The sequence below is a fragment of the Eudoraea algarum genome, from assembly GCF_050589645.1.
GTDB lineage: Bacteria > Bacteroidota > Bacteroidia > Flavobacteriales > Flavobacteriaceae > JBNGOQ01.
On the sequence record NZ_JBNGOQ010000003.1, the window covers coordinates 904,950 to 927,006 of the forward strand.

General features: G+C 45.5%; 20 protein-coding genes and 1 riboswitch. Of the genes, 9 read left to right on the forward strand and 11 right to left on the reverse strand.

Annotated features, from left to right (window positions below; genetic code table 11):
- Nucleotides 1-159: 159 nt before the first annotated feature.
- Nucleotides 160-822 (forward strand): alpha/beta fold hydrolase, encoded by a 663-nt coding sequence (locus ACRD67_RS14780; RefSeq protein ID WP_430967983.1) that lies wholly within the window; start codon nt 160-162, stop codon nt 820-822.
- Between the two features lie 44 nt (nt 823-866).
- A complete protein-coding gene (locus ACRD67_RS14785) occupies nt 867-1,811 on the forward strand; it encodes a lytic transglycosylase domain-containing protein (RefSeq protein ID WP_430967984.1) in 945 nt (314 codons plus the stop codon).
- Between the two features lie 12 nt (nt 1,812-1,823).
- On the opposite strand, the gene ACRD67_RS14790 is transcribed toward ACRD67_RS14785, so the two are convergent.
- Together ACRD67_RS14790 and ACRD67_RS14795 are read right to left on the reverse strand one after the other, a co-directional pair.
- Nucleotides 1,824-2,339 (reverse strand): DUF2892 domain-containing protein, encoded by a 516-nt coding sequence (locus ACRD67_RS14790; protein ID WP_430967985.1) that lies wholly within the window; start codon nt 2,337-2,339, stop codon nt 1,824-1,826.
- Nucleotides 2,340-2,343: 4 nt separating this feature from the next.
- Nucleotides 2,344-3,225 carry a DUF6263 family protein gene (locus ACRD67_RS14795; protein ID WP_430967986.1) on the reverse strand — a complete coding sequence of 294 codons (882 nt, stop codon included), beginning with the start codon at nt 3,223-3,225 and terminating at the stop codon, nt 2,344-2,346.
- Between the two features lie 170 nt (nt 3,226-3,395).
- Here ACRD67_RS14795 and rpmH point away from each other — a divergent pair, with 170 nt between their 5' ends.
- Together rpmH and carB are read left to right on the forward strand one after the other, a co-directional pair.
- Entirely contained in the window at nt 3,396-3,554 is a 159-nt protein-coding gene (gene rpmH, locus ACRD67_RS14800) for a 50S ribosomal protein L34 (RefSeq protein ID WP_430967987.1), read from the forward strand.
- 90 nt (nt 3,555-3,644) lie between these two features.
- Nucleotides 3,645-6,497, forward strand: a complete 2,853-nt coding sequence (gene carB / locus ACRD67_RS14805) for a carbamoyl-phosphate synthase large subunit (RefSeq protein WP_430967988.1) — start codon at nt 3,645-3,647, stop codon at nt 6,495-6,497.
- A gap of 152 nt (nt 6,498-6,649) precedes the next feature.
- Here carB and ACRD67_RS14810 read toward each other — a convergent pair whose 3' ends face one another.
- Nucleotides 6,650-7,033, reverse strand: coding sequence for a hypothetical protein (locus ACRD67_RS14810; RefSeq protein ID WP_430967989.1), 384 nt, complete (start codon nt 7,031-7,033; stop codon nt 6,650-6,652).
- A 111-nt stretch (nt 7,034-7,144) separates the two neighbouring features.
- Between ACRD67_RS14810 and ACRD67_RS14815 the strand changes: the two genes are divergently transcribed.
- The gene (locus ACRD67_RS14815) at nt 7,145-7,816 is read left to right on the forward strand and encodes an RNA polymerase sigma factor (RefSeq protein WP_430967990.1); all 672 of its coding nucleotides are present in this window, start codon (nt 7,145-7,147) and stop codon (nt 7,814-7,816) included.
- A 58-nt stretch (nt 7,817-7,874) separates the two neighbouring features.
- Here the strand turns inward: ACRD67_RS14815 and gndA are convergent, their stop codons facing one another.
- Nucleotides 7,875-9,287, reverse strand: a complete 1,413-nt coding sequence (gene gndA / locus ACRD67_RS14820) for an NADP-dependent phosphogluconate dehydrogenase (protein ID WP_430967991.1) — start codon at nt 9,285-9,287, stop codon at nt 7,875-7,877.
- Nucleotides 9,288-9,490: 203 nt separating this feature from the next.
- On the opposite strand from gndA, the gene zwf reads away from it, so the two are divergent.
- On the forward strand, nt 9,491-11,023 hold the full coding sequence (zwf, locus tag ACRD67_RS14825) for a glucose-6-phosphate dehydrogenase (RefSeq protein ID WP_430967992.1): 1,533 nt from the start codon (nt 9,491-9,493) through the stop codon (nt 11,021-11,023).
- Between the two features lie 49 nt (nt 11,024-11,072).
- The gene (gene pgl / locus ACRD67_RS14830; RefSeq protein ID WP_430967993.1) at nt 11,073-11,795 is read left to right on the forward strand and encodes a 6-phosphogluconolactonase; all 723 of its coding nucleotides are present in this window, start codon (nt 11,073-11,075) and stop codon (nt 11,793-11,795) included.
- Here pgl and ACRD67_RS14835 read toward each other — a convergent pair.
- From ACRD67_RS14835 to ACRD67_RS14860, 6 genes are all read right to left on the reverse strand, one after another.
- Nucleotides 11,779-12,327 (reverse strand): acyl-CoA thioesterase, encoded by a 549-nt coding sequence (locus tag ACRD67_RS14835; RefSeq protein ID WP_430967994.1) that lies wholly within the window; start codon nt 12,325-12,327, stop codon nt 11,779-11,781. The two genes, pgl and ACRD67_RS14835, sit on opposite strands and share 17 nt — an antisense overlap.
- Nucleotides 12,328-12,338: 11 nt before the next feature.
- On the reverse strand, nt 12,339-12,674 hold the full coding sequence (locus ACRD67_RS14840) for an avidin-fold protein (RefSeq protein WP_430967995.1): 336 nt from the start codon (nt 12,672-12,674) through the stop codon (nt 12,339-12,341).
- A 93-nt stretch (nt 12,675-12,767) separates the two neighbouring features.
- Nucleotides 12,768-14,099, reverse strand: coding sequence for a DNA recombination protein RmuC (locus ACRD67_RS14845; protein WP_430967996.1), 1,332 nt, complete (start codon nt 14,097-14,099; stop codon nt 12,768-12,770).
- Between the two features lie 63 nt (nt 14,100-14,162).
- Nucleotides 14,163-14,957 (reverse strand): ABC transporter ATP-binding protein, encoded by a 795-nt coding sequence (locus tag ACRD67_RS14850; RefSeq protein ID WP_430968050.1) that lies wholly within the window; start codon nt 14,955-14,957, stop codon nt 14,163-14,165.
- A gap of 23 nt (nt 14,958-14,980) precedes the next feature.
- A complete protein-coding gene (locus ACRD67_RS14855) occupies nt 14,981-16,012 on the reverse strand; it encodes a FecCD family ABC transporter permease (protein ID WP_430967997.1) in 1,032 nt (343 codons plus the stop codon).
- Nucleotides 16,013-17,158, reverse strand: a complete 1,146-nt coding sequence (locus ACRD67_RS14860) for an ABC transporter substrate-binding protein (RefSeq protein ID WP_430967998.1) — start codon at nt 17,156-17,158, stop codon at nt 16,013-16,015.
- Nucleotides 17,159-17,227: 69 nt separating this feature from the next.
- A riboswitch (cobalamin riboswitch) is annotated at nt 17,228-17,449 on the forward strand.
- Nucleotides 17,450-17,521: 72 nt separating this feature from the next.
- Here ACRD67_RS14860 and ACRD67_RS14865 point away from each other — a divergent pair.
- Together ACRD67_RS14865 and ACRD67_RS14870 are read left to right on the forward strand one after the other, a co-directional pair.
- Nucleotides 17,522-19,384, forward strand: coding sequence for a TonB-dependent receptor plug domain-containing protein (locus ACRD67_RS14865; protein ID WP_430967999.1), 1,863 nt, complete (start codon nt 17,522-17,524; stop codon nt 19,382-19,384).
- A gap of 28 nt (nt 19,385-19,412) precedes the next feature.
- Nucleotides 19,413-20,351, forward strand: coding sequence for an ABC transporter substrate-binding protein (locus ACRD67_RS14870; protein WP_430968000.1), 939 nt, complete (start codon nt 19,413-19,415; stop codon nt 20,349-20,351).
- A gap of 58 nt (nt 20,352-20,409) precedes the next feature.
- On the opposite strand, the gene ACRD67_RS14875 is transcribed toward ACRD67_RS14870, so the two are convergent.
- Nucleotides 20,410-21,891, reverse strand: a complete 1,482-nt coding sequence (locus tag ACRD67_RS14875; protein ID WP_430968001.1) for a S41 family peptidase — start codon at nt 21,889-21,891, stop codon at nt 20,410-20,412.
- Nucleotides 21,892-22,057: the final 166 nt, after the last annotated feature.

Genomic DNA, 22,057 nt, shown 5'->3' on the forward strand with positions numbered 1-22,057 from the left:
TTAAAATTGATTAGGTTTGGCGATCACAACGCTCTCGAATCGTAATCTAAAGCCTTAGTTGGTTTGTATTATTCTTAAATTGAGGTTAAATTTGAATCAGGACAGCAAAGGTAACAAAAAAAAAGCTATTTTCCTAGATTTTTATAGCGTTAACAGCACATGACCAGCGACAAAATACATGTCTACTTTATGCCTGGCATGGCGGCCAATTCCTCCATTTTTGGCAACATTGCGCTACCTCCGGAAAGGTTCCAGCAACACCTGCTCAATTGGTTCGTTCCCCATAAGGGTATGAGCTTGGAAGCCTACGCCTTAGCGATGTGCAAAGCGGTGAAACATCCAAATCCTGTTCTTGTGGGCGTTTCATTTGGGGGCATGCTTGTGCAGGAGATGGCCAAACATATCCCAACCAGAAAAGTAATTATTGTCTCCAGTGTGAAGCACAGTTCCGAACTTCCCAAACGGATGATCTTTGCCAAATACACCAAAATCCACAAACTGTTGCCAACGGGATTGGTGAACAACGTGGAGCTTTTGGCGAAATACGCCTTTGGGGAAACCGTCACCAAGCGCCTGGAACTGTACGAGCAATATCTATCCATTCGTGACAAGTATTATATTGATTGGGCCATTGATCAGATTGTAAATTGGAAACAGTCCGAACAGCTTCCTGGCCTGATTCACATCCACGGGGAAAAGGATGCGGTATTCCCTTTGTCCCATATAAAAAAATGCACGATTGTCAAAAATGGCACCCATACCATGATCATTCACCGATTTAAATGGTTCAATGAACACCTGCCAACAATTATTTTGGAATAAGGGAGTTCTATTTTATACCTTTGGGTAACGAAAAAATACGTGTTATGAAGTTTTTGAAGAATGTTTTGATGGTTTTGGGGGTGGTTTTTGTTGTCGGGTCCTTAATTTTTGCCGTACAGCACAAGGCCTTTGAAGCTAACCCTCCCACGGAAAAAGACACCCAGGCCGATACTAACGGATATAGAATTTCTGCAATCGATATTCCCGAAGACCTGAATTTTGCCGGAGAGGCCGTTCCTGTGGAAGACCCGGAGATTATGGAACGGGTAGACCGGGAGTTTTTGGTGAACACCTATTGGCAGTCCAATGCGCTACTCTTGATGAAACGTGCCAATAAATATTTTCCTATCATAGAACCCATTTTGGCAAAGAACGGTGTCCCTGAGGATTTTAAATATCTTGCGGTTGCGGAAAGCGGCTTACAGCAAGTTGTTTCACCGGCAGGTGCCACCGGCTTTTGGCAAATAATGAAAGCCACAGGCCGGGAATACGGCTTGGAAATCAACTCCAATGTAGATGAACGCTACCATATTGCCAAGGCTACCGAAGTAGCCTGCAACTATATAAAAAGATATAAGAAAAAATATGGCAGTTGGACACTAACCGCCGCCGCTTATAATGCCGGCCCGGGCGCTATAAACAAATTTATGGGCATTCAAAAGGCGGAAGATTATTACGATCTGCTCCTGGGCGAGGAGACCGGACGTTACGTTTTTCGAATATTGGCCATCAAGGAAATCCTATCGAATCCTGAAAAATACGGTTTTGATATTGGCAAGGAAGACATGTATAATGCCATACCCACCTTTAGGGTAGAGGTAGATGAACCGGTATTTAATTTTGCCGATTTTGCCCAACAATACGAAATCAACTATAAGATCCTAAAAAGGCATAATCCTTGGCTCCGTGAGCCTCATTTGAACAACAGTTCCGGAAAGAAATACATCATTGAAATCCCTAACAAGGGGTACTACAAATTGTCCAAATAACGAAAGACCACCTCAGATTTTTTTCATCTGCTGTTGCATCATCTTTATTTGTTCGGTAAGCATGTTGTTCTTGTCCAATTTTTTGGCCTCCTGTAGCAGGGTAGTGGCTTCCCGCTTTCTCCGTTTTTGCATCGCAATGCCGGCCAAGCTTAATTTCGCCATGGCCACGTCATAATCCATGGTCAATCCCAATTTCAGCGCTTTTTTAAAGTACTTCTCCGCTTGGGTAAGGTTCTTCTGGGAAAAGATGATACCGTGGAGGTAATTGTAATATCCCTGCTGCTTGGTCGTTAGGGCCGCCTCTGGCTTTTTGATTCTGTCCAACCATTTCTGGGTGCCTTCCAAATCCTGTTTGCGCATGCGAAGAAATGCCAGGAGAATCATTTCGTTCCTGAAATAAAGGAAGATGAAAATTAGGGAAAGCAGAATTAGGAAAATGCCATTGCCAATGTTTCCCTCTACAAATTGATAGCCTGAATAGGCAATGATCAAGGCTGCAATGACCAGTTTAATATTTTTATTGAACATGTTGCTATTGGATTAACTCGTAGGTTATTTTTGATTTTATGGTGGTAGGTATTTCCTGATCGCCCATTTGTGCCACGGTGGAGACACCCTTGGCCAGCCCTTCCACCTGCATGGACTTTATAAACCCACTGGCCAAAACAGTGATGATCTTGGTTTGCTGGGTCCCGGAGAGTTTCATGGTCGTTGCGGGCTCCTTCACATCCATAATGATCTGGGAGATGCCACTGATGCTCGCATTTTCTGTGGTTACCTCGTCCAACGTCCACGTATTTTTCGCGCTGAGCTTGCCCGCATATTCGTTCTCCCAACTGTTCCCGATCTTTTGTTCCGCAACCGGATAAATAAAGGTCATTTGTTTATAGCTATTGGAAAGGGCTTCAGAACCAAAATCCTTGGACAGGGACCTTTTCCAAAGGTTCAAGGAGAATTCGTCCTCCAGGCCAGAGGCTTGCGCCATCTTGGTGACTAAGCTATCCCCGCCCTGTACGGCCAGGATATCCCCTGTTTTTGCCAAAGAGAGTTGCACCGGGGTGTTCAATAGGCTGTTAAAAACCTTGGATTGCATGTCGCCCTCCACAATTTCCTTGGCGTTGACATTCATCAACAACCCCTGTATGCTAGAGCTCATCCTCAGGTTTAAATCCCTAAAGGTAAGTTCTATAAGATAAGTCTCTTCTTTTTCACCGATTACCTTAAATTCGAGGATGCCGCTGATCTGATTTGTAATTTCATGGGCGGCACCGTCCAATTCCTGGGTAATGATTTGCTCTGCATCCTGTTTTATGGTAAAAACGTCGCCGGTATTAAGTTGGTACCGCAAGGAGGTCTGCCCAAGGAGTACCGTGCTGCAGAGAACAAAAAACAGTGTGGGGATCAAAAATTTCATGCTGGGAAGGGATTCTAATTCCGTTGCGGCAAAAGTACTAAAAACAATTCGAAACATTTTCATATTTCGGTTTGGCAAAGCAAAAACTCTTCGTATATTTGCGCCCAGATTTTGCAAAGGTCGAAGCATACTGCTACGAAATAGTTATTGTATAGTTAAAATACTCTGGGATGAAAAGAACATATCAACCATCTAAGCGGAAAAGAAAGAATAAACATGGTTTCAGGGAGCGTATGGCTTCAGTGAGTGGTAGAAAGGTTCTTGCCAGAAGAAGAGCTAAAGGAAGAAAAAAATTATCCGTATCCTCTGAGCTGAGACATAAAAAATAATGACAGAACTTTTTAAAATAATTAGGTGTTACTTTTCTGAAAGTAACACCTTTTTTTTGTCCTATTCCATTAAAAATAAAAAAATACCCTATGCCTAAAAGAAAAGATCTGAAATCTATTTTGATCATTGGTTCGGGCCCGATCATCATTGGACAGGCCTGTGAGTTCGACTATTCTGGATCACAATCCCTGCGTTCGTTGCGCGAAGATGGTATTGAAACTGTCCTTATCAACAGCAATCCTGCTACGATTATGACCGATCCCTCCATGGCCGATCATGTGTACCTAAAGCCATTGACCACCAAGTCGATCATTCAGATTTTAAAGGATCATCCGAATATTGATGCGGTATTGCCCACCATGGGAGGACAGACTGCACTGAATTTATGTATCGAAGCCGATGAAAAAGGAATTTGGGAGGACTTTGATATTGAGATCATAGGGGTAGATATCAATGCGATCAATATTACGGAAGATCGGGAGAAGTTCCGTGAGCTCATGTTAAAAATTGGCATTGGGATGGCACCGCAGGCCACGGCGACCTCTTTTCTTCAGGGGAAGGAAATCGCCCAAGAGTTTGGTTTCCCCCTGGTGATACGGGCCTCCTATACCTTAGGTGGTGCAGGAGCCTCCATCGTCTACAGACCCGAGGATTTTGATGAGCTCCTTAGTCGTGGGCTGGAGATTTCCCCGATCCATGAGGTGATGATAGACAAGGCGCTTATGGGCTGGAAGGAATATGAACTGGAGTTGCTGCGCGATAAAAATGACAATGTAGTCATCATCTGTACGATTGAGAATATGGACCCTATGGGAATCCACACTGGTGACTCCATCACGGTTGCGCCGGCAATGACCTTGTCGGATACTACCTTCCAAAGAATGCGAGACATGGCCATAAAGATGATGCGGAGCATCGGTGATTTCGCCGGGGGCTGTAATGTACAGTTCGCCGTTAGTCCGGATGAAAAAGAAGATATCATTGCCATAGAAATAAATCCTAGGGTTAGCCGTTCTTCAGCGTTGGCATCAAAAGCTACAGGATACCCCATTGCCAAAATTGCGACCAAATTGGCCATTGGATATCACTTGGACGAGCTCGAAAATCAGATAACAAAGTCTACCTCTGCACTCTTTGAGCCTACCTTGGATTATGTGATCGTTAAAATCCCGCGGTGGAATTTTGATAAGTTTGAGGGATCTGACCGGACCTTGGGCTTGCAAATGAAATCGGTGGGAGAGGTGATGGGCATTGGACGCTCCTTTCAGGAAGCGCTGCACAAGGCCACGCAATCCCTTGAAATCAAACGGAACGGTTTAGGTGCGGATGGCAAGGGATATACCGATTATGATAAGATCATTAAAAAACTCACCATACCTGGTTGGGACAGGGTCTTTGTGATTTATGACGCCATTCAATTGGGCATTCCACTGGGACGGATCCATGACATCACCAAAATAGATATGTGGTTCCTGAAACAGTACGAGGAACTACACTTTTTGGAAAAAGAAATTTCTGGTTACAACATTGAAACCTTACCCAAGGAACTATTATTGGAAGCAAAGCAAAAAGGCTTTGCAGATCGTCAGATTGCCCATATGCTGTCCTGTTATGAGAGTGAGGTACACAAAAAACGATCTGCGCTCGGCATTAACAGGGTTTATAAATTGGTAGACACCTGTGCGGCGGAATTCAAGGCCATGACGCCCTATTATTACTCTACTTTTGAAGCGGAAGTGGAAACGGCCGATGGGGTACGTTACGTAACCAATGACAGTGTGGTTACCGACAGAAAAAAAATCGTTGTGCTGGGTTCAGGACCCAACCGGATCGGGCAGGGAATCGAGTTCGATTATTGCTGTGTACATGGGGTACTGGCCGCTTCGGAATGTGGTTATGAGACCATCATGATCAATTGCAATCCCGAAACAGTCTCTACAGATTTTGATACTGCGGATAAACTCTATTTTGAGCCGGTTTTCTGGGAACATATCTATGATATTATCCGCCACGAAAAACCGGAAGGGGTCATTGTGCAACTGGGCGGACAAACCGCTTTGAAACTTGCCGAAAAACTGGACAAATACGGAATAAAGATCATTGGGACCAGCTTTAAATCCTTGGACCTCGCCGAAGACCGTGGTAGCTTCTCCAAATTATTAAAGGAGAACAATATTCCCTATCCCCAATTTGGTGTGGCCGAAACTGCCGATGAGGCCTTGCAGCTGGCCGATGAACTACATTTCCCCCTTTTGGTACGACCTTCCTACGTTTTGGGTGGGCAGGGCATGAAAATTGTAATCAACAAGGAAGAACTGGAAGAACACGTGGTTGATCTGCTGCGTAAAATACCCAATAACAAACTACTCCTGGACCATTATCTCGATGGTGCCATTGAAGCCGAGGCCGATGCTATTTGCGACGGAGAGGAAATTTACATCATTGGTATTATGGAGCACATAGAACCTTGCGGTATCCATTCCGGGGATTCCAATGCAACCTTGCCGCCATTTAACCTGGGAGAATTCGTGATGCAGCAGATCAAGGACCACACCAAAAAGATTGCGTTGGCGTTAAGGACGGTTGGTCTGATCAACATACAATTTGCCATTAAGGACGATATGGTATACATCATTGAGGCCAATCCCAGGGCTTCGCGGACCGTTCCCTTTATTGCAAAGGCCTACAATGAACCCTATGTAAATTATGCTACTAAGGTAATGCTGGGCGAGAAAAAGGTGAAGGATTTTGACTTTAAGCCAGAATTGGAAGGGTATGCCATTAAACAACCGGTCTTCTCCTTCAACAAATTTCCGAACGTAAATAAAAATTTGGGTCCTGAGATGAAGAGTACCGGGGAGAGTATCCTTTTTATAGATAACTTAAAGGATGATGAATTCTACAATCTGTATACCAGGCGTAAGATGTACCTGAGTAAATAAAAGCGGTCTTATCGAGCGCCGTGCCTTAGGCAGGCGCTCGAACGGACGTTCAATGGCCTTTTATACCATCTCTTTTAGTATTCCGATTTGATGAACAAACCCCATCTCGCAATTGCCCTATTGGAAATGTTTCAGACCGCTTTCATCTTCATTTAGTTATTGGCGCGAACAACTTCCGGACTTACCAGTTTAAACAGCGAGAATGCCGCAATGGCCATGACAATGTCCCGGACAGCAACATCCAGATAGTTACCGCTTGTGATAAGGACCAAAGCGATCAAGACCAACCACAGGGCGACAATAATAGATCCAGTTTTCGTCTTGACCAGCACTAGGACACCCGCAACGATTTCTATGACCCCTACGATTCCCATCAATGTTCCCGATTCAAATGGAAGTGCACCTGCAATTCCTGAAGCGGCATATTGGGACCAATCGGTCAGAATGTTTGTAAATTTGTCCAGTCCGGCTACGATCGGCACAAGTCCGAAGGTGTATTTTAATACGTTGATAACAAGGTTTTTGTTTGAATCCATAGTCCTATTTGTTTTTAGTTTCTACAGCTTTTGATAGCGGAAGTGCAAAAAGGTTACAAAGTTTTGTAACTTTTTTGGCGCATTTGCATCCAAAGACTAAAACCAATGCTCATGAAGGTCATACGTGTACAAGATTTTGGTAGCAGTACCATTTCGGATGAAGATGCCATTAAAAGAATACTGGCAGGTGAAAAAGAACTGTACGAACTATTGATGCGGCGTTATAATCAAAAGCTTTATCGGGTGGTCATAGGGTATCTAAAGGATGGGGAAGATATTGCCGATGTTATGCAGGACAGCTATTTAAAAGCCTACGAGAAGCTATATCAATTTAAGTTCAATGCAAGTTTTTCTACCTGGTTGATCCGAATTGCCATTAACGAGGCTTTGGCTAAAATACGTTACAAGGGCAAGTACGCGCAACTTAATCGGAAGGCTGGGGATGCCATGGTCCTGGAAATTCCAGAGGCTTCGCAACTCGATCCCGAAAAAAGAATTATTCAACAAGAGGCGAAACAAATGTTAGAGAAAACCATAGCAAAACTAGAATCTAAGTATAGGGTAGTTTATATTTTGAGGGAGATTGAAGGGATGTCCATTGCCGAGATTGGGGACTGCCTGAGCCTTACCCATGCCAATGTCAAGGTCCGTCTACACCGGGCTAAAAAGATGATCAAGGATGCGCTGTACGAATCCTCCATCACTACAGAGGTCTTTGAATTTGGGTCTACCAAATGTGATCGCTTGGTCCAAAAAGTAATGCTGGGCCTAAAGGAATACTAAGTTGGAGCCTAGGGATGCCGATGGCCCTAATTCCGTCCCAAGCCTTCCGGGCATCAACCTATTCGCCCCACTCCGTATGGAAAATACCCTCCACATCTACCCGTTCGTAGGTATGTGATCCAAAGTGGTCGCGTTGGGCCTGTATGAGGTTCAAAGGGAGTCTCCCCGAGGTATAGGCATCAAAGTAGGTCAGGGAATTGGAAAGCCCTGGTAGGGGGATACCATTTTTGGCGGCATGGGAAACCAGTTCACGAGCTGCATCCACGGTGGAGGATACTTTGTCCACAAAGGAAGGGGAAAGCAATAAATTGGGCAGTTCGCTATCCTCTTTATAGGCCTTGGTAATATCTTCCAAAAGCGCAGCCCGTATGATACAGCCTGCCCTCCATATCTTGGCTATAGTGGCCAGGTCCAGGTCATAACCGTACTCCTTGGAGGCGTCTGCCAATTGGTGCAGACCTTGCGCATAGGTAATGATAAAGGAAAAGTACAAGGCTTTTTCGGCCAAGGCGGACAGTTTGTTTTGCGCTATGGTTTCAACCACAGGTCTGCCATACAGGGCATCTGCCCTAAGGCGTTCTTCCTTTAATGCGGATAGCTCCCGCATGCTCACGGCCACGTCTATGGAAGGTACGGGAATTCCGAGGTCCATAGCGTTTTGGGAGGTCCACTTCCCAGTACCTTTCTGCTTGGCGCGATCCAAAATCTTATCGACCAGGCGTCCGTTTCCCTGATCATCCTCCTGCTGGAATATCTGAGCGGTAATCTCCACCAAAAAGGACTGCAGCCTGCCTTGGTTCCATTTCTTGTAGGTTTCATGCAGCTGATCGTTGTTGAAATCCCCCGCCTTTTTCAGCAGGTCGTATATTTCTGAGGTTAGCTGCATCAATCCATATTCAATACCGTTGTGGACCATTTTTACGTAGTTGCCTGCCGATTTAGGTCCTAGGTAGGCCACGCAGGGTTCCCCGTTGAACTTGGCGGCGACGGCCTCAAAAATGGGCTGTACCTCTTTATAACCGGGTTTAGATCCCCCGGGCATGATACTTGGACCCTTTCTGGCCCCTTTGGCGCCTCCGGATACCCCGGCGCCAAAAAAATGAATGCCTTTCTCCTGCAGATAGGCCTCCCGACGGTCGGTGTCGGTAAAGAAGGAATTGCCCCCATCTATGATAATGTCATCCTTGTCCAGGTGGGGCAGCAAACTGTCTATTACGGCATCGACAATCTTTCCCGCGGGCACCAACAGCATAATTTTTCTCGGTCGGGCCAGGGCGTTCACAAAGGTCTTGATATCTGTGGACGCATCTACTTTTTTGGTATTCCCACCTTCTTCACGCAGGGCATTTACCTTTTCTGCGTCCAAATCGTACCCGAAAGCCTTAAAATTGTTGTCCGCAACGTTCAAAATAAAATTACGTCCCATGACTCCAAGGCCTACCAGTCCAAAATCATATGTATTGTACTCCATCAGTTTGGTTTAAGATTGCTCAACCACTTTTTAAGGCTTATGTATGCTGCTTGTAAAAAGTATTTCGTAATATGCTTTATCTTCGTAAAGCCAAAAATCAAAAATAATTTAAAATATCGACTTTTAACATTATTGTTTTGTAAACTCCTGCTTATACGTGGAACCTTTGATTATGATACAAACCATTGAACCATCCATCGCAAATGAATAAGACAGCCCATCAGATGCTCGTTATTTTTGGTGCATCCGGAGACCTTACCGCCAGAAAATTAATACCAGCCCTCTTCAATTTATACAAAGGAAAACACCTCCCAGAAAATTTTGTGGTCTTGGGTGTTAGCCGCAGTGACCTCACAGACAAGGAGTTCCGAAAAAAAGTGGTGTTGGAAAGTACCTATCTGAAAGAAAAAATGGATGGAGAGGCCGAGGATTTCATAAAAGCGTTTTCCGATAAGCTCTTTTATGAGGATCTGGGGAGGGATTACGACATAAGTTATGATCGACTCCATAAGCGGATCTCCGATCTAAATTCCAAATACCGCACGGGAAACAACTTTATCTTCTACTTGTCCACCCCGCCCGGGATTTACGAGGTAATCGCCAAGAACCTCTTTGATCAGGGCCTTTCTGACGAATCGCAAGGATGGAAACGCTTGATTGTTGAAAAGCCCTTTGGCTATAGTTTGGAAACGGCCAGAAAGCTGAACCAAGGGTTGCAACAATACTTCAACGAATCGCAGATTTATAGAATAGATCACTATTTGGGCAAGGAAACGGTACAGAACCTTCTGGTGACGCGCTTTGCCAACAGTATTTTTGAACCCTTGTGGAACCGAAATTTTATAAGGCATGTGGAAATTACCAATGCCGAAAGTGTGGGTGTTGAAAAACGGGGCGGCTACTATGATAAATCGGGGGCATTGCGGGATATGTTCCAAAATCATTTGTTGCAGATTGTGTCCCTGGTGGTTATGGAACCCCCTATCGCCGATGGTGCGGAGGAAATCCGTAATGAGAAGGTCAAGGCCCTGAAGTCGCTTCGCATCATGAACGATGAGAAGACCCTCTTTAAAAACACGATAAGGGCACAATATGTGTCTTCCGTGGTTAATGGTGAAAAAGTGAAGGGATATCGGGAAGAGGACGGTGTGGACCCCGAGTCTACCACAGAAACCTATGCGGCCATTAAATTTTTTGTGGATAACTGGCGGTGGAAGGACGTACCTTTTTATGTGCGTACGGCCAAGAAGATGCCGACAAAGGTCACCGAGGTGGTTATTCATTTTAAATCGCCCCATCACCATATTTTTCAGGATTCCAGTGCCAACAATAAGGATAACAAACTCATCATCCGTATTCAGCCCGATGAGGGTATTTTGATGAAGTTTGGGGTCAAGGTTCCCGGTCAGGGCTTTAAAGTAGAACGCGCCAATTTGGATTTTTACTATTCCAGCCTGGTAGAGACCCATGTCATGGAAGCCTATGAGCGCCTTTTGCTAGATGCTATGCAAGGCGATGCTACTTTGTATGCTCGGGCGGATGAGGTTGAGGCCGCGTGGGAGTTTGTGGACCCGATCTTAAACTATTGGGAAGATGGAAAGGATGTAAAAGTGTACGGGTATTCTGCGGGAGTTTGGGGACCAACCAATGCCGATGAGCTTATTGACGGCCTCTACATGTGGCGAAACCCAGGGGAGAATCTCTCGGATGATCCCGGCTTCTGTGTTATTTGCTAGATACGGAATGGCAATGAAGTTCCCAACACCATCAACCAATAATTAAAACATGGAAAAACGAATTTATACCGATAAGCAGGAAGTAGCCGAACATTTTGCACGTTATTTTGCATCGCTGGCACAGGACTCGGCCGTAGTACATGTGGCCCTGTCCGGGGGGAGTACCCCAAAAGTGGTTTTTGATTTCATGGCCGAGCAGTTTGGAACCGTAATCGATTGGACCAAAGTTCGTTTCTATTGGGGAGACGAACGTTGTGTGCCCCCAGATCATGTGGAGAGCAACTACAAAATGACCATGGATCATTTGTTGTCCAAGGTAGCGGTTTCCTCCACGCAGGTTTTTCGCATCAAAGGTGAGCGAGATCCTGAGGAAGAAGCCAAGGCCTATGGTGCACTTTTGGACACCGAGCTACCCAAGGCGAATGGAATACCCCAGTTTGATTTGGTCATCCTGGGCATGGGCGATGATGGACATACTGCATCCATTTTTCCGCATGAGATCGGGCTGTGGCATGCCGATGAAAATTGTAAAGTAGCTGTGCACCCCGATTCCGGACAACGAAGAATCACCATAAATGGAAAGATTATCAACAATGCCAAAAATGTGGCCTTTCTTGTGACGGGGAGCAGCAAATCGGAAAAGGTCAGGGAAATAATGCATAGGGAAGCAGGTTTTGAGGCCTATCCCGCAGCTTTGGTTTCCCCAGAATCTGGCAATTTGTTGTGGTTCTTAGATCAAGACGCTGCCCAAGGAATTAGCGCTTCAACCTAATTTTGATATTTTCCTTGCCCAAAGACTCCAAATGGGCCTCCATCTTAAATTTGGAAGCGTCAAAAAGGGTACTTCTGGAGGATGCCTGTTCCTTTCGTTGTATACTCCTTGCGAATCTTCGAATCCCTTGTTTGTCTACCACGATCAGACCGGGCACAGGGATACTTTTCCCCTCGGCATCTTTGGCAACCATGGTGAAATACGAAGAGTTACAATGTTTTTTCTTGCCTGAGGTAATATTCTCCGATTCTACGCGGACGCCTACAACCATGGAGGTCCTTCCCGTATAGTTGATGGAAGCTTTTAGCGTTACCAGCTCGCCCACCTCTATCGGGTTCCTAAAATCCACCTTGTTTACCGAAGCCGTTACACAATAGCTTTGCGAATGTTTGGACGCGCAAGCAAAAGCAATTTGATCCATCAGGTTTAAAATATAGCCACCATGGATCTTACCGCTAAAATTGGAGTGGGAGGGCAGCATCAGTTCCGTAATGGATACCCGCGACTCCCGGGCCGTTTTATATTTTTCCATTTTTCACCTGTTTACAATTCTTCCAGAATGGAATTCCCCTTTGAATTATTTCCTGAGGTCCACTGCCAACTTTCATGTAAGCGAATTTTTCCGTTAGGAGCAATTTGGGGTCGGGAGGTACAGATACCGGTCATTAGCACACCATCCTTATTGACCTGGTGATACCTCATTTCTATAGTCCCCGCTTCATCCACCAATCCGATAAGATGGCCCTTTAGAATTCCGCCCCCTTCATACGCTGAAGTCAGTATGTTGCCCTCTTGGGTATAACAAAAAATGGTTTCTTCGGAGGTTTCCGCATTTTTGGTATTCCTGATGGGCCTGAATCGTTTGTTATTGTAGTTCATTTATATGTGATTGGGAATTAAACACTGGAGATACATACGTTTCGGATTGCGATCCAACCAACAACCGTTAACCATATCCCATCAACTGTTTTTTTACTCTTCATCAAAATCATCCTCTTCCGCCCTTTTAAGGATGGGTTCCGGAATGGATTTCTTTGCCTTGGCGCCCATTTTCTTCAGTTTTTCGATGCTGATTATGATGTTGCCCCTGCCTTCTACCAATTTGTTCATGGCCCCCTTATATTCTGTCTTGGCCTCATCCATTTTTTTGCCCACCTTGGTCAAATCGGACACAAAACCTTCAAATTTATCATATAATGCACCGGCCTGTCGGGCAATTTCAATGGCGTTCTTTTGCTGCTTCTCGTTGTTCCACATGCTGTCAATGGTCCGCAGCGTGGCCAAAAGGGTGGACGGGGTAACGATTACGATGTTTTGCTCAAAAGCCTTATTATAAAGGTTAGCGTCATTGTTGATCGCAACGGCAAAAGCCGGTTCTATGGGTACGAACATCAGCACAAAATCGGGACTTTCCATTTCGTAAAGGTCTTCGTATTTTTTTGCCGATAATTGATCCACATGTTTTCTCAGGGAATGGATATGGTCCTTTAAAAATTTCTCCCGCTCTTCGTCCTCGGCATTTACATAGCGCTCGTAATCTGTCAGTGAAACTTTGGAATCGACGATCATTTTTTTACCATCGGGCAGATGGATGATGACATCGGGCAGTACGCGGGTTCCGTCGTCCAAGGTAAAGCTTTGCTGTATGGAGTATTCACGGTCTTTCTCCAGCCCTGACTTTTCCAGAACCCGCTCCAACACCAGTTCTCCCCAATTTCCCTGCATTTTGCTATCTCCTTTTAAAGCCTTGGTCAAATTTTCGGCTTCTTGGGTAATCTTGAGGTTTTGGTTTTGCAGGTGAAGCAGCTGTTCCTTTAAGGCAGAATGAATGCTGATGTTCTCTTTTTGGCTTTCTTCCACTTTTTTCTCGAACAACTGTATTTTTTCTTGGAGCGGATTCAAGATATTTTTAATGTTCTTCTGATTTTGTTCGGTAAACTTGGTACTTTTTTCGTCGAGGATCTTGTTCGCCAAATTTTCAAATTCCTTGGTAAATTTTTCCTGCAAACGCTCCACTTCCTCCTTTTGCTCCTCGTTTTTTTGTTGTAGGTTTTCCAGGTCAGATTCGTAGCGGGTAATTTTATTGCCAAGGAACTCCTTTTCTGTCCGCAACTGTCCCTTTTCCTCTGTTGCGTTTTCCAATTTTCCTTCCAATGCGGCTACATGGTGTTGCAGTTGCTTTTCCCGTTCTACAAGTGTACTCTGCTTCGATTTTGTCTTGAGATTCTGGATATAAGCGCCTAAAAAGTAACCAATGGCCAGAAAGAGTGTTCCAAGGATAATATAAACAAGCAAATCGTTCATGTGTTCAACGTCTTTGGAGTAAAGATAAAGCTTTGCCGTTAAAAAAAGATCCCGACAAGAAGGCTATTTGTTCACCTTGAAGGAGGCGGTATCCGGGTCAAATCGGATGGTGTCGGGAGGGAACAGACCTTCAAAGTGTTTTTGTTGGATCAATTCCCCAGGGGTACCAAAAGTATTTCCTTTTTGATCCAACAATACCATTTTATCGCACAGTTGTATGGCCATGTCTATCTCATGAGTGGTGAACAAAATGGTTTTCCCCGTTTCGTGCGCAATGGATTTCAATAACTTTAAGATATGCACCTTGTGGTAGAGGTCCAAATGGGTGGTGGGCTCATCCAACAATATCAGGGAGGTGTCCTGGGCCAGCGCCCTGGCAATCATTACCTTCTGCAATTGCCCATCGCTAAGCTCGTAGCACTTTTTGTATTGCAGTGCTTCCAGGCCTACCATGGCAATGGCATTTTTAATTTTTGACGCATCGTCCGGGGAAAGGGTCCCCAACCAGTTGGTATAGGGTTGCCTGCCCAAGGCGATCAATTCCCTTACGGTAAGATTTTTGGACGCTATGGGCTCGGTCAGTACAATGCTGATCTTGGATGCAAGTTCCAAAGGGGTATGGTGCTCCAGAGGAATATTGTTTACCCAAATGCTTCCTGCCAATTTGCGCTGTACCCGGCCCAGGGTTCTCAAAAGGGTGGATTTTCCTACCCCATTGATGCCGACTATGGCGGCAAGTTCTCCTTGCAGTATGGAAAAACGGATGCCCTTAAGAATGTAGTTTTGTACTTTCTTGGCGTTATATCCTATGCCTAGGTCACGGGCCTCCAGGGCGATATGTGGGTTGCTTGTGCTAATGGATAAGGTGCTTTGCGTTCATGCTAAAATATCATTTTCTTTTTTCGTACCAACAACCAGATGACCACAGGTGCCCCAATAATGGAGGTAATGGCATTGATAGGTAGAATATAGGCCGATGTAGGTAACTGGGCCAGTATATCGCAGAGTAGCAATAGAATGGCCCCGTAGATCAACACCGCGGGTATCAGCACCCGGTGATCGGTAGTATCAAATATCTGTCGGGTCAGATGTGGAACAGCCAGGCCAATAAAGGCTATGGGGCCTGCAAAAGCTGTAATACCACCAGCCAGTAAGCCTGTTGCGATGATGATGATCAGTCGTGATTTTTTGATGTTCACACCCAAACTTCTAGCATAATTTTCCCCCAGCAATAATGCGTTCAGCGGTTTCATGGACAAGATACTGAGTAGCAGTCCGATTATTATGATTATGGCCAGAAGTAGTAATTGCTGCCACGACAGGTTGCCCACACTGCCAAAGGACCAATAGACAAACTGCTGCAGCTTGGTGGCATCCGTAAAATAGGACAGCACGCTTACAATGGCCGCCGTGATGCTCCCAAACATAAGACCAATGATCAACAGGGCCATGGTGTCCTTTATTCGCGAAGCCACAATGGTAACGGCCAAGAGCACCAAAAAGCTACCTATACTGGCGGCTATGGCCAAGGAAACATCACTAACGATTCCAAAGGAAAATAGGCCAGAAAGGAGGGAAGACCCCATGATAAGCAATGCCGCGCCCAAACTGGCGCCAGAACTGATTCCCAAAACAAAGGGACCGGCCAAAGGGTTGCGAAACAAGGTCTGCATGAGCAAGCCGCTAAGGGACAGCCCGCTCCCCACCAGAATTGTGGTAAACGCCTTGGGCATCCTATAGTTCCATATGATGTAACTCCAGGAATCCTGGGATACCTTGCCGCCTACAATGGCGTTGAACGTATCCTTCAACGGAATGGACACGGACCCCAAACTAACATTGAGACCCAGGCAACCCAGTAGTACAAGGGTCAAAACAAGAAAAGAGGAACGATATGTTTTTGAGGTCGACACTTAGTTTAGGGGCTTAAAGAAAACAGGGACATGGTCCGGTAGCAGTTCTGGATGAAAAATATGGATAAGGTCCTTTAAAACCAGGTCGGGACGGTTGGGGGCCTGTTCATAGAAGAGCAGGCCGCCGGTAGCGCCTTTTGCAATCGTATTGGAATACACTTTTTTGTTCTTAAAGGCTCCAAACTCCTGATAATGCTTGTTGGCCTCGTTCATGGCGTCATAGCTGGTAAGCATGGAGGGATTTAACCAAAATTCTGCCTCGCTTGCCCGATCAAGGACACTTTCCAGGCTTAGGGATAGGCTTCCGGTCTCTTGGTTTTCATTCCACAAATATTGGGTATGCGCATCTTCCAAAAAGCGGGCCATCCAACTTTTACCACCGGCAACGTACCAAACATCCTTGAACAATCCGCCTGTTAGGACCGTAGGTTTTTCTCCGGCCTTTTTTCCTAGGCTTTTGGCATCGTTATAGGCGCTTTCAATCTGCCCGAAAATACTATCGGCTTCTTTCTCCAACCCGAAAAAGGGCGCAAAAAATTTGACCCACTCGGCCTTGCCCAAAGGAGTTTCCTCGGTCCAATCCCCATTGTAGACCACGGGAACCCTGGATTTTTTCAGGGTGGTATACGCATTGTTTTTGTTGTTGATTCCAAAACCTACGACCACCTCGGGATTTAGGGCAATTACCCGTTCTGTGTTTATATTTTCATTACTGCCCAGTTCCTGTACCTTGCCCTGATCGATGCGCTTCCTGGTATAGTCAGATGAAATAAAATCCGTTTGGGGAAAGCCCACCAAACGGTCCGCTACCCCAAGCGCCTCCAGCGCTGGAATATGGGTCGTGGAAGTGACCACGATATGTTCCACGGGAACTGCGACGATGGCGTCATAGGCATCCCTGCTGAGGGAAATGGATGCCATTTTTTCCTTGGGTACCAAGGCATAGGTAAAGGCCGTTTCCGAATTGGGCCATGGCGAGGTGATTTTGATAAGCGTTAGGCCCGTACCCGAGTGCTCTATGCGGAAACCTTTTGCATGGGTAATGCTGACACTTCGGGATTCTTCCACCACAGGGAAGCCCTCTTTTTTTTCCTGCTTACAGGCAAAAAGGATAAAAAGAAAAAGTAAGATGGAGGTGTTTTTCAAGGCCCGTTCTGTTTACCGTTCAAAAGTAGCATTATTTAAATTCTGCCAAAAAGATTAAACAAAATGTTTACCTTCGCATCGAATTTAGGTTCGTATCCGTACAATTATGGATATGATTAAAAGGGAATCCGGTGCAAATCCGGAACTGTTCCCGCAACTGTAAGCTAAGTCCCTTTAGGGATGCTTGCTACATCTTCAAAACCACTGCCGGTGTAAAACCATTTTTGGTCCCGGTGGGAAGGTACGTAGCAAGACGCAAGTCAGGAGACCTGCCCAATTCAAAACAATAATGTTAAACTTTCGGGATAAAAGTTTGCGTATGGGTACAGACATACTAACCTCCCGTTTATTCGATTAAACGAAATGAACAAAAGACTTTTTGGCCTTTGTACCGCCGTAATGGCGTGCACGGGAGTTGCCGCACAGCAACAAAACGATTCTACGCGACTTCAAAAATTGGACGAAGTGGTGGTAAGTGATTCCCGTTTCCCTTTAAAAAGAGAAAATTCGGGTAAAACGGTCATCAAAATCGGTGCCGATGAATTGGCGAAGAACCAGGGCAAGACCCTTGCAGAGATTATCAACACCAAAAGTGGCCTGGAGATTACCGGGAGCCGGGGCCGAGACGGAACGGTACTGGGCGTTTTTGCCCGGGGCGGCAGGGGACGTCAGGTATTGATCCTTCTGGACGGTGTACGGATTTCAGACCCCTCCTCCTTTTCCCAGGAATACGATATGAGATTGCTTTCCCCGGCCAATATTGAATCCATCGAAATTATCAAGGGTGCTGCCAGTACCTTATATGGGACCAACGCGGCCACAGCCGTAATCAACATTGTGACGAAGAAAGCATCCGGAGAACCTGTTTCAGGAACCTTTCGATCGAGTTTGGGTACGCAACAAACCGCAGCCGATCAAAATTATAATATCTCGGAATTTTCAAACAGTGTGCTGGTCAATGGTACCTTGTCACGTTTTACCTATGTCGCAGGCTTTTCCCATCGCTTTTCGGATGGCCTATCGGCCTTGGTAACCCCTGGAGACGAAAAGGACGATTTCTCCAATTACAGCACGGATGTCAAACTAGGCTATCGCGTCAGCGATGCTTTTACCATCGGTCTATATGGCAACCAGACCAAATTGAATTCCCAATTTGACGAATCGTTCGGCTTTGTAGATGCACCGTATTCGTTTACCAGCGAGCAGGAACGGCTCGGGGTTTCCTCGGTTTTTTCCTATGAAGGTGGTTCCGTAAACCTCAATGGGGCCTACACCGACTATACTTCGGAAAGTGTCAGTGCATTTCCCAGTAGTTTTGAAGGGGACAACTACGTGGTGGACGTGTACAACAAATACAATTTCAACGAACGATTTTATACAATTCTTGGTGTAAATTATCTAAAGGATCGAGCCACGTTTGGAGCCGATGCCGAGTTTACCCTGGTGGACCCCTATGCCAATGTGGTCTATGTTTCCCCTTTTGGCCTAAACATCAACACAGGCCTTCGTGTAAACAATCATTCGGAATATGGAACGCACTTGGTATACCATATAAACCCTTCGTATCGTTTTAAGACCAATAAGGGATATTTTAAACTCCTTGGGTCCTATGCCACTTCCTATATTACGCCCTCTTTGATTCAATTGTTTGGGGATTTTGGGGCCAATCCCAATTTGGAACCTGAAGAAAACCGTACGATCGAAGGCGGCTTGGAATATGCCTGTACCAACGGTTTTAGGGTGAGTGCGCTGTACTTTGACCGGAAGGAAGAGAATTTTATCACCTTTGATCAGAATTTCATGAGCATCAATGCGGAGGGCACTATTGATGCCCAGGGGGTGGAAGTGGAAGTGGATTGGTCTCCAGTGGAAGAACTTCAGCTAAACGCCAATTACACCTTTACCGAGAGGAAAGGAGACGCTGCCATCCGTATTCCCAAGCACAAAATAAATGCTTCCCTAGCCTATGCCATTACCGAAGGAACCAATGCGTCCATTAGCTACGCCCTTACGGGACAGCGAACGGATACGGATTTTAATACCTTCACCACTGTGGAACTGGATGCTTTCTCCTTAGTGGATGTATATTTGAGCCATGAGTTGCTCGATAAAAAGCTAAAACTCTTTGTCAACGCCAGCAATTTGCTCAATGAAACCTATACCGAGGTCATTGGTTTTACGACCCGGGGGCGAAACTTGCGAATTGGGATGCAATTGCGTTTGTAAACATGCCGTTAGCCATAAAAACGATACTATGATCAAGGTTTGTTCCTTTTTGCCCGCAGTTACCCAGATGATGTACGATATGGGACTACAGGACCATTTGCACGGGGTTACCTTTGAGTGTCCGTCTGTGGCATTGCGGGAGAAACCTCCTGTGGTCCGCTGTATTTTGGAGGGAAAAAATTACAGCAGCCGGGAAATCGATGCCCTGTTTTCGGCGAGTAAACACCAAGGAAAGCAGCTCTATTATATAGATGAACCGCTTTTGGAAGTGATTGCACCCGATATTATTTTTACCCAGGACATTTGCGATGTTTGCCAGATCGATACGGCCTGTACCCTTGCTGCGGCCGCCAAGTTGGAAAAGCAACCGGAACTGATCTCCATAAGTCCGGAATCCTTGTCCGATGTCTTCAATACGGCCATAACCATTGCGGCGGCACTGGGGAAGGAGGAAAAGGCGTACATCTATTTGGAGGGACTTCAAAGAAGGATCGATGTCGTCATAGATGGCCTAAGGGCCCATAGGGTATTGCCCAAAAGGGTAATGCTTTTGGAATGGATAGACCCCTTATACAACTGTGGGCATTGGATACCCCATCAGATTGCCTATGCTGGGGGTGTTGATATGCTTTCCAATCCATCAGGGGACAGTATTGTTACTTCTTGGGAGAAGATGGTAAGGTATGATCCGGAGGTGCTGGTCATAGCCCCTTGTGGCTTTACTACGGAACGTACTAAGGAGGAAATGCATCTGCTTACAGCAAAAGTTGGCTGGGAAAATATAAAGGCAGTACGGGACCGACAAGTTTTTATGGCCGATTTTGAGCTGTTCACCCAGTCCTCGGCAGAGACCCTGACACGTGGCATTGAATTGCTCGCTGGGCTTTTCCATCCTGAAGTGATGTCGGTCCCAGGACCTTTGCGCAAAAAATATAAGCGCTTGGAACAAGCTAGCAGACTACACTAAGCACTAAAAAAGACCCTGATATTTGTCAGGGCCTTTGTATATTACTTCATTTCCACTTTTACTGCTGCACCTCCAACCGTATGTCCTTGTCCAAGAACATATTATCCTTAAGCGGGGAATACATTTTTGAGAATGTCATCATTTTGGCCGGTAGTTGCACCGTAAAATCCCTTTTGGTGGTCACTCCCGTAATTTCCTGGATGGCCCTGGCAAGTAAAGGCTCGTTTACATCACCCAGCACTCCCAGGTTGGCCAAGTCCTCCTCCAACGCGATATCCGGGGTAAATCCTGAGGTATAATCAAAAAAGCCGGCCGAATTTTCATTCCTGCCCACCAAGGGCTGTATGGCCCAATCATTATCGGGATTGATGGCACCTTCCCTAGTATCCGAGTAGATAAAATTATTGGCCGAGTCGTCTACCATGGTAATGGAAAATTCATTTTTACCCCTAGTTGTCTCCCCGATGAGTACTACATCAATATAGGGGTTCAGTCCGTTTATGACCAGTTCACTGGAGGAAGCGGACCCATTGGTTACCAGGATATAAACCTTGGAAAGGTTTAAGGTATTGATGGGTGTTCCTGCGCCTGTGGTGGCCGCAAAGAAATCTTCGAGTTGTTCGGAGCTCAATTGGGCTTGAATTTTATCGTTCCAACGCTGACGAATATACAGGTCACTGGTATTGGTTCCATAGATCATACTGGACAGTAGGCGGGAGGTGTTCACCGACCCACCGGGGTTGTATCTAAAATCGAGGACCAAATCCGTAACTCCTGCGGTCTTCAGTGTTCCGAAAGCATCATTAAGATCTTCATCGAATTCGTTGGTAAAGCGATTGTACATCAAATACCCAATTTTATTTCCGTTGATTTCAAAGGAATCAGTGATAAAAACAGGGTTTTCCACTAAGCCTTCCTGTTTGGTAAGGCTTACTTCAATATTGTTGGCGGTAACGGTTCCGGCATCAATATCGGCCATATTCAGGATGTAGGTATCGTTATCCCCGAACAAAAGATCCGAGAAATTACTGGTGGTGAGCTGTTGCCCATCGACCCCGATAAAGATATCCCCCCGTGCTATGGGTTTGGAAGCGGCATCGGAATTGGGAATGATATATTGCACATATCCAAAGACATCCTCACTGTCCGCAAATTTTACCAGACCAAACTCCAGGCCATTGCTTTTGGAGACTCCGGCAAAGTTTTGTACCAGTACTCGATAATCCTCATTTAAAAAGCTAAACCGATCTTCCGAAAACAAAAGTTCATTGAAATAAAAGCTCTCGGGATTGGAAAACCCCTGTAGATATTCTGTGTATTCCGCATCGGTGGCAAATCGGTTATCGGCCAAATTGGGAACCTCCCCTTGCCAAAAGTACCATAGGTTCATGGCTTGCCACATAAAGTTTTGTACGGTTACATCTACGCTGGTCGGATTGGGTGGTTCGGTGGGATTCTCAATACCATCATCGCTGCTACAGGCGGTCAAAATAGTGGCCATGCCCAAAAACAGCAAAAAATACTTTTTAAGCTCTTTCATTTCGTTTTTTTTTTAAAACCTGATAGAAAACAGCTCAATTGCTTTACGCAATGCACAGGGGCTGGATCCTAGCACATTTCATAGTCGTTTTAAGTTTTAACTTTGTACTCGATAAGCATTAACAATTATCATTCCAGAAATGGGATAATTGCTGGGGCAATTCCTT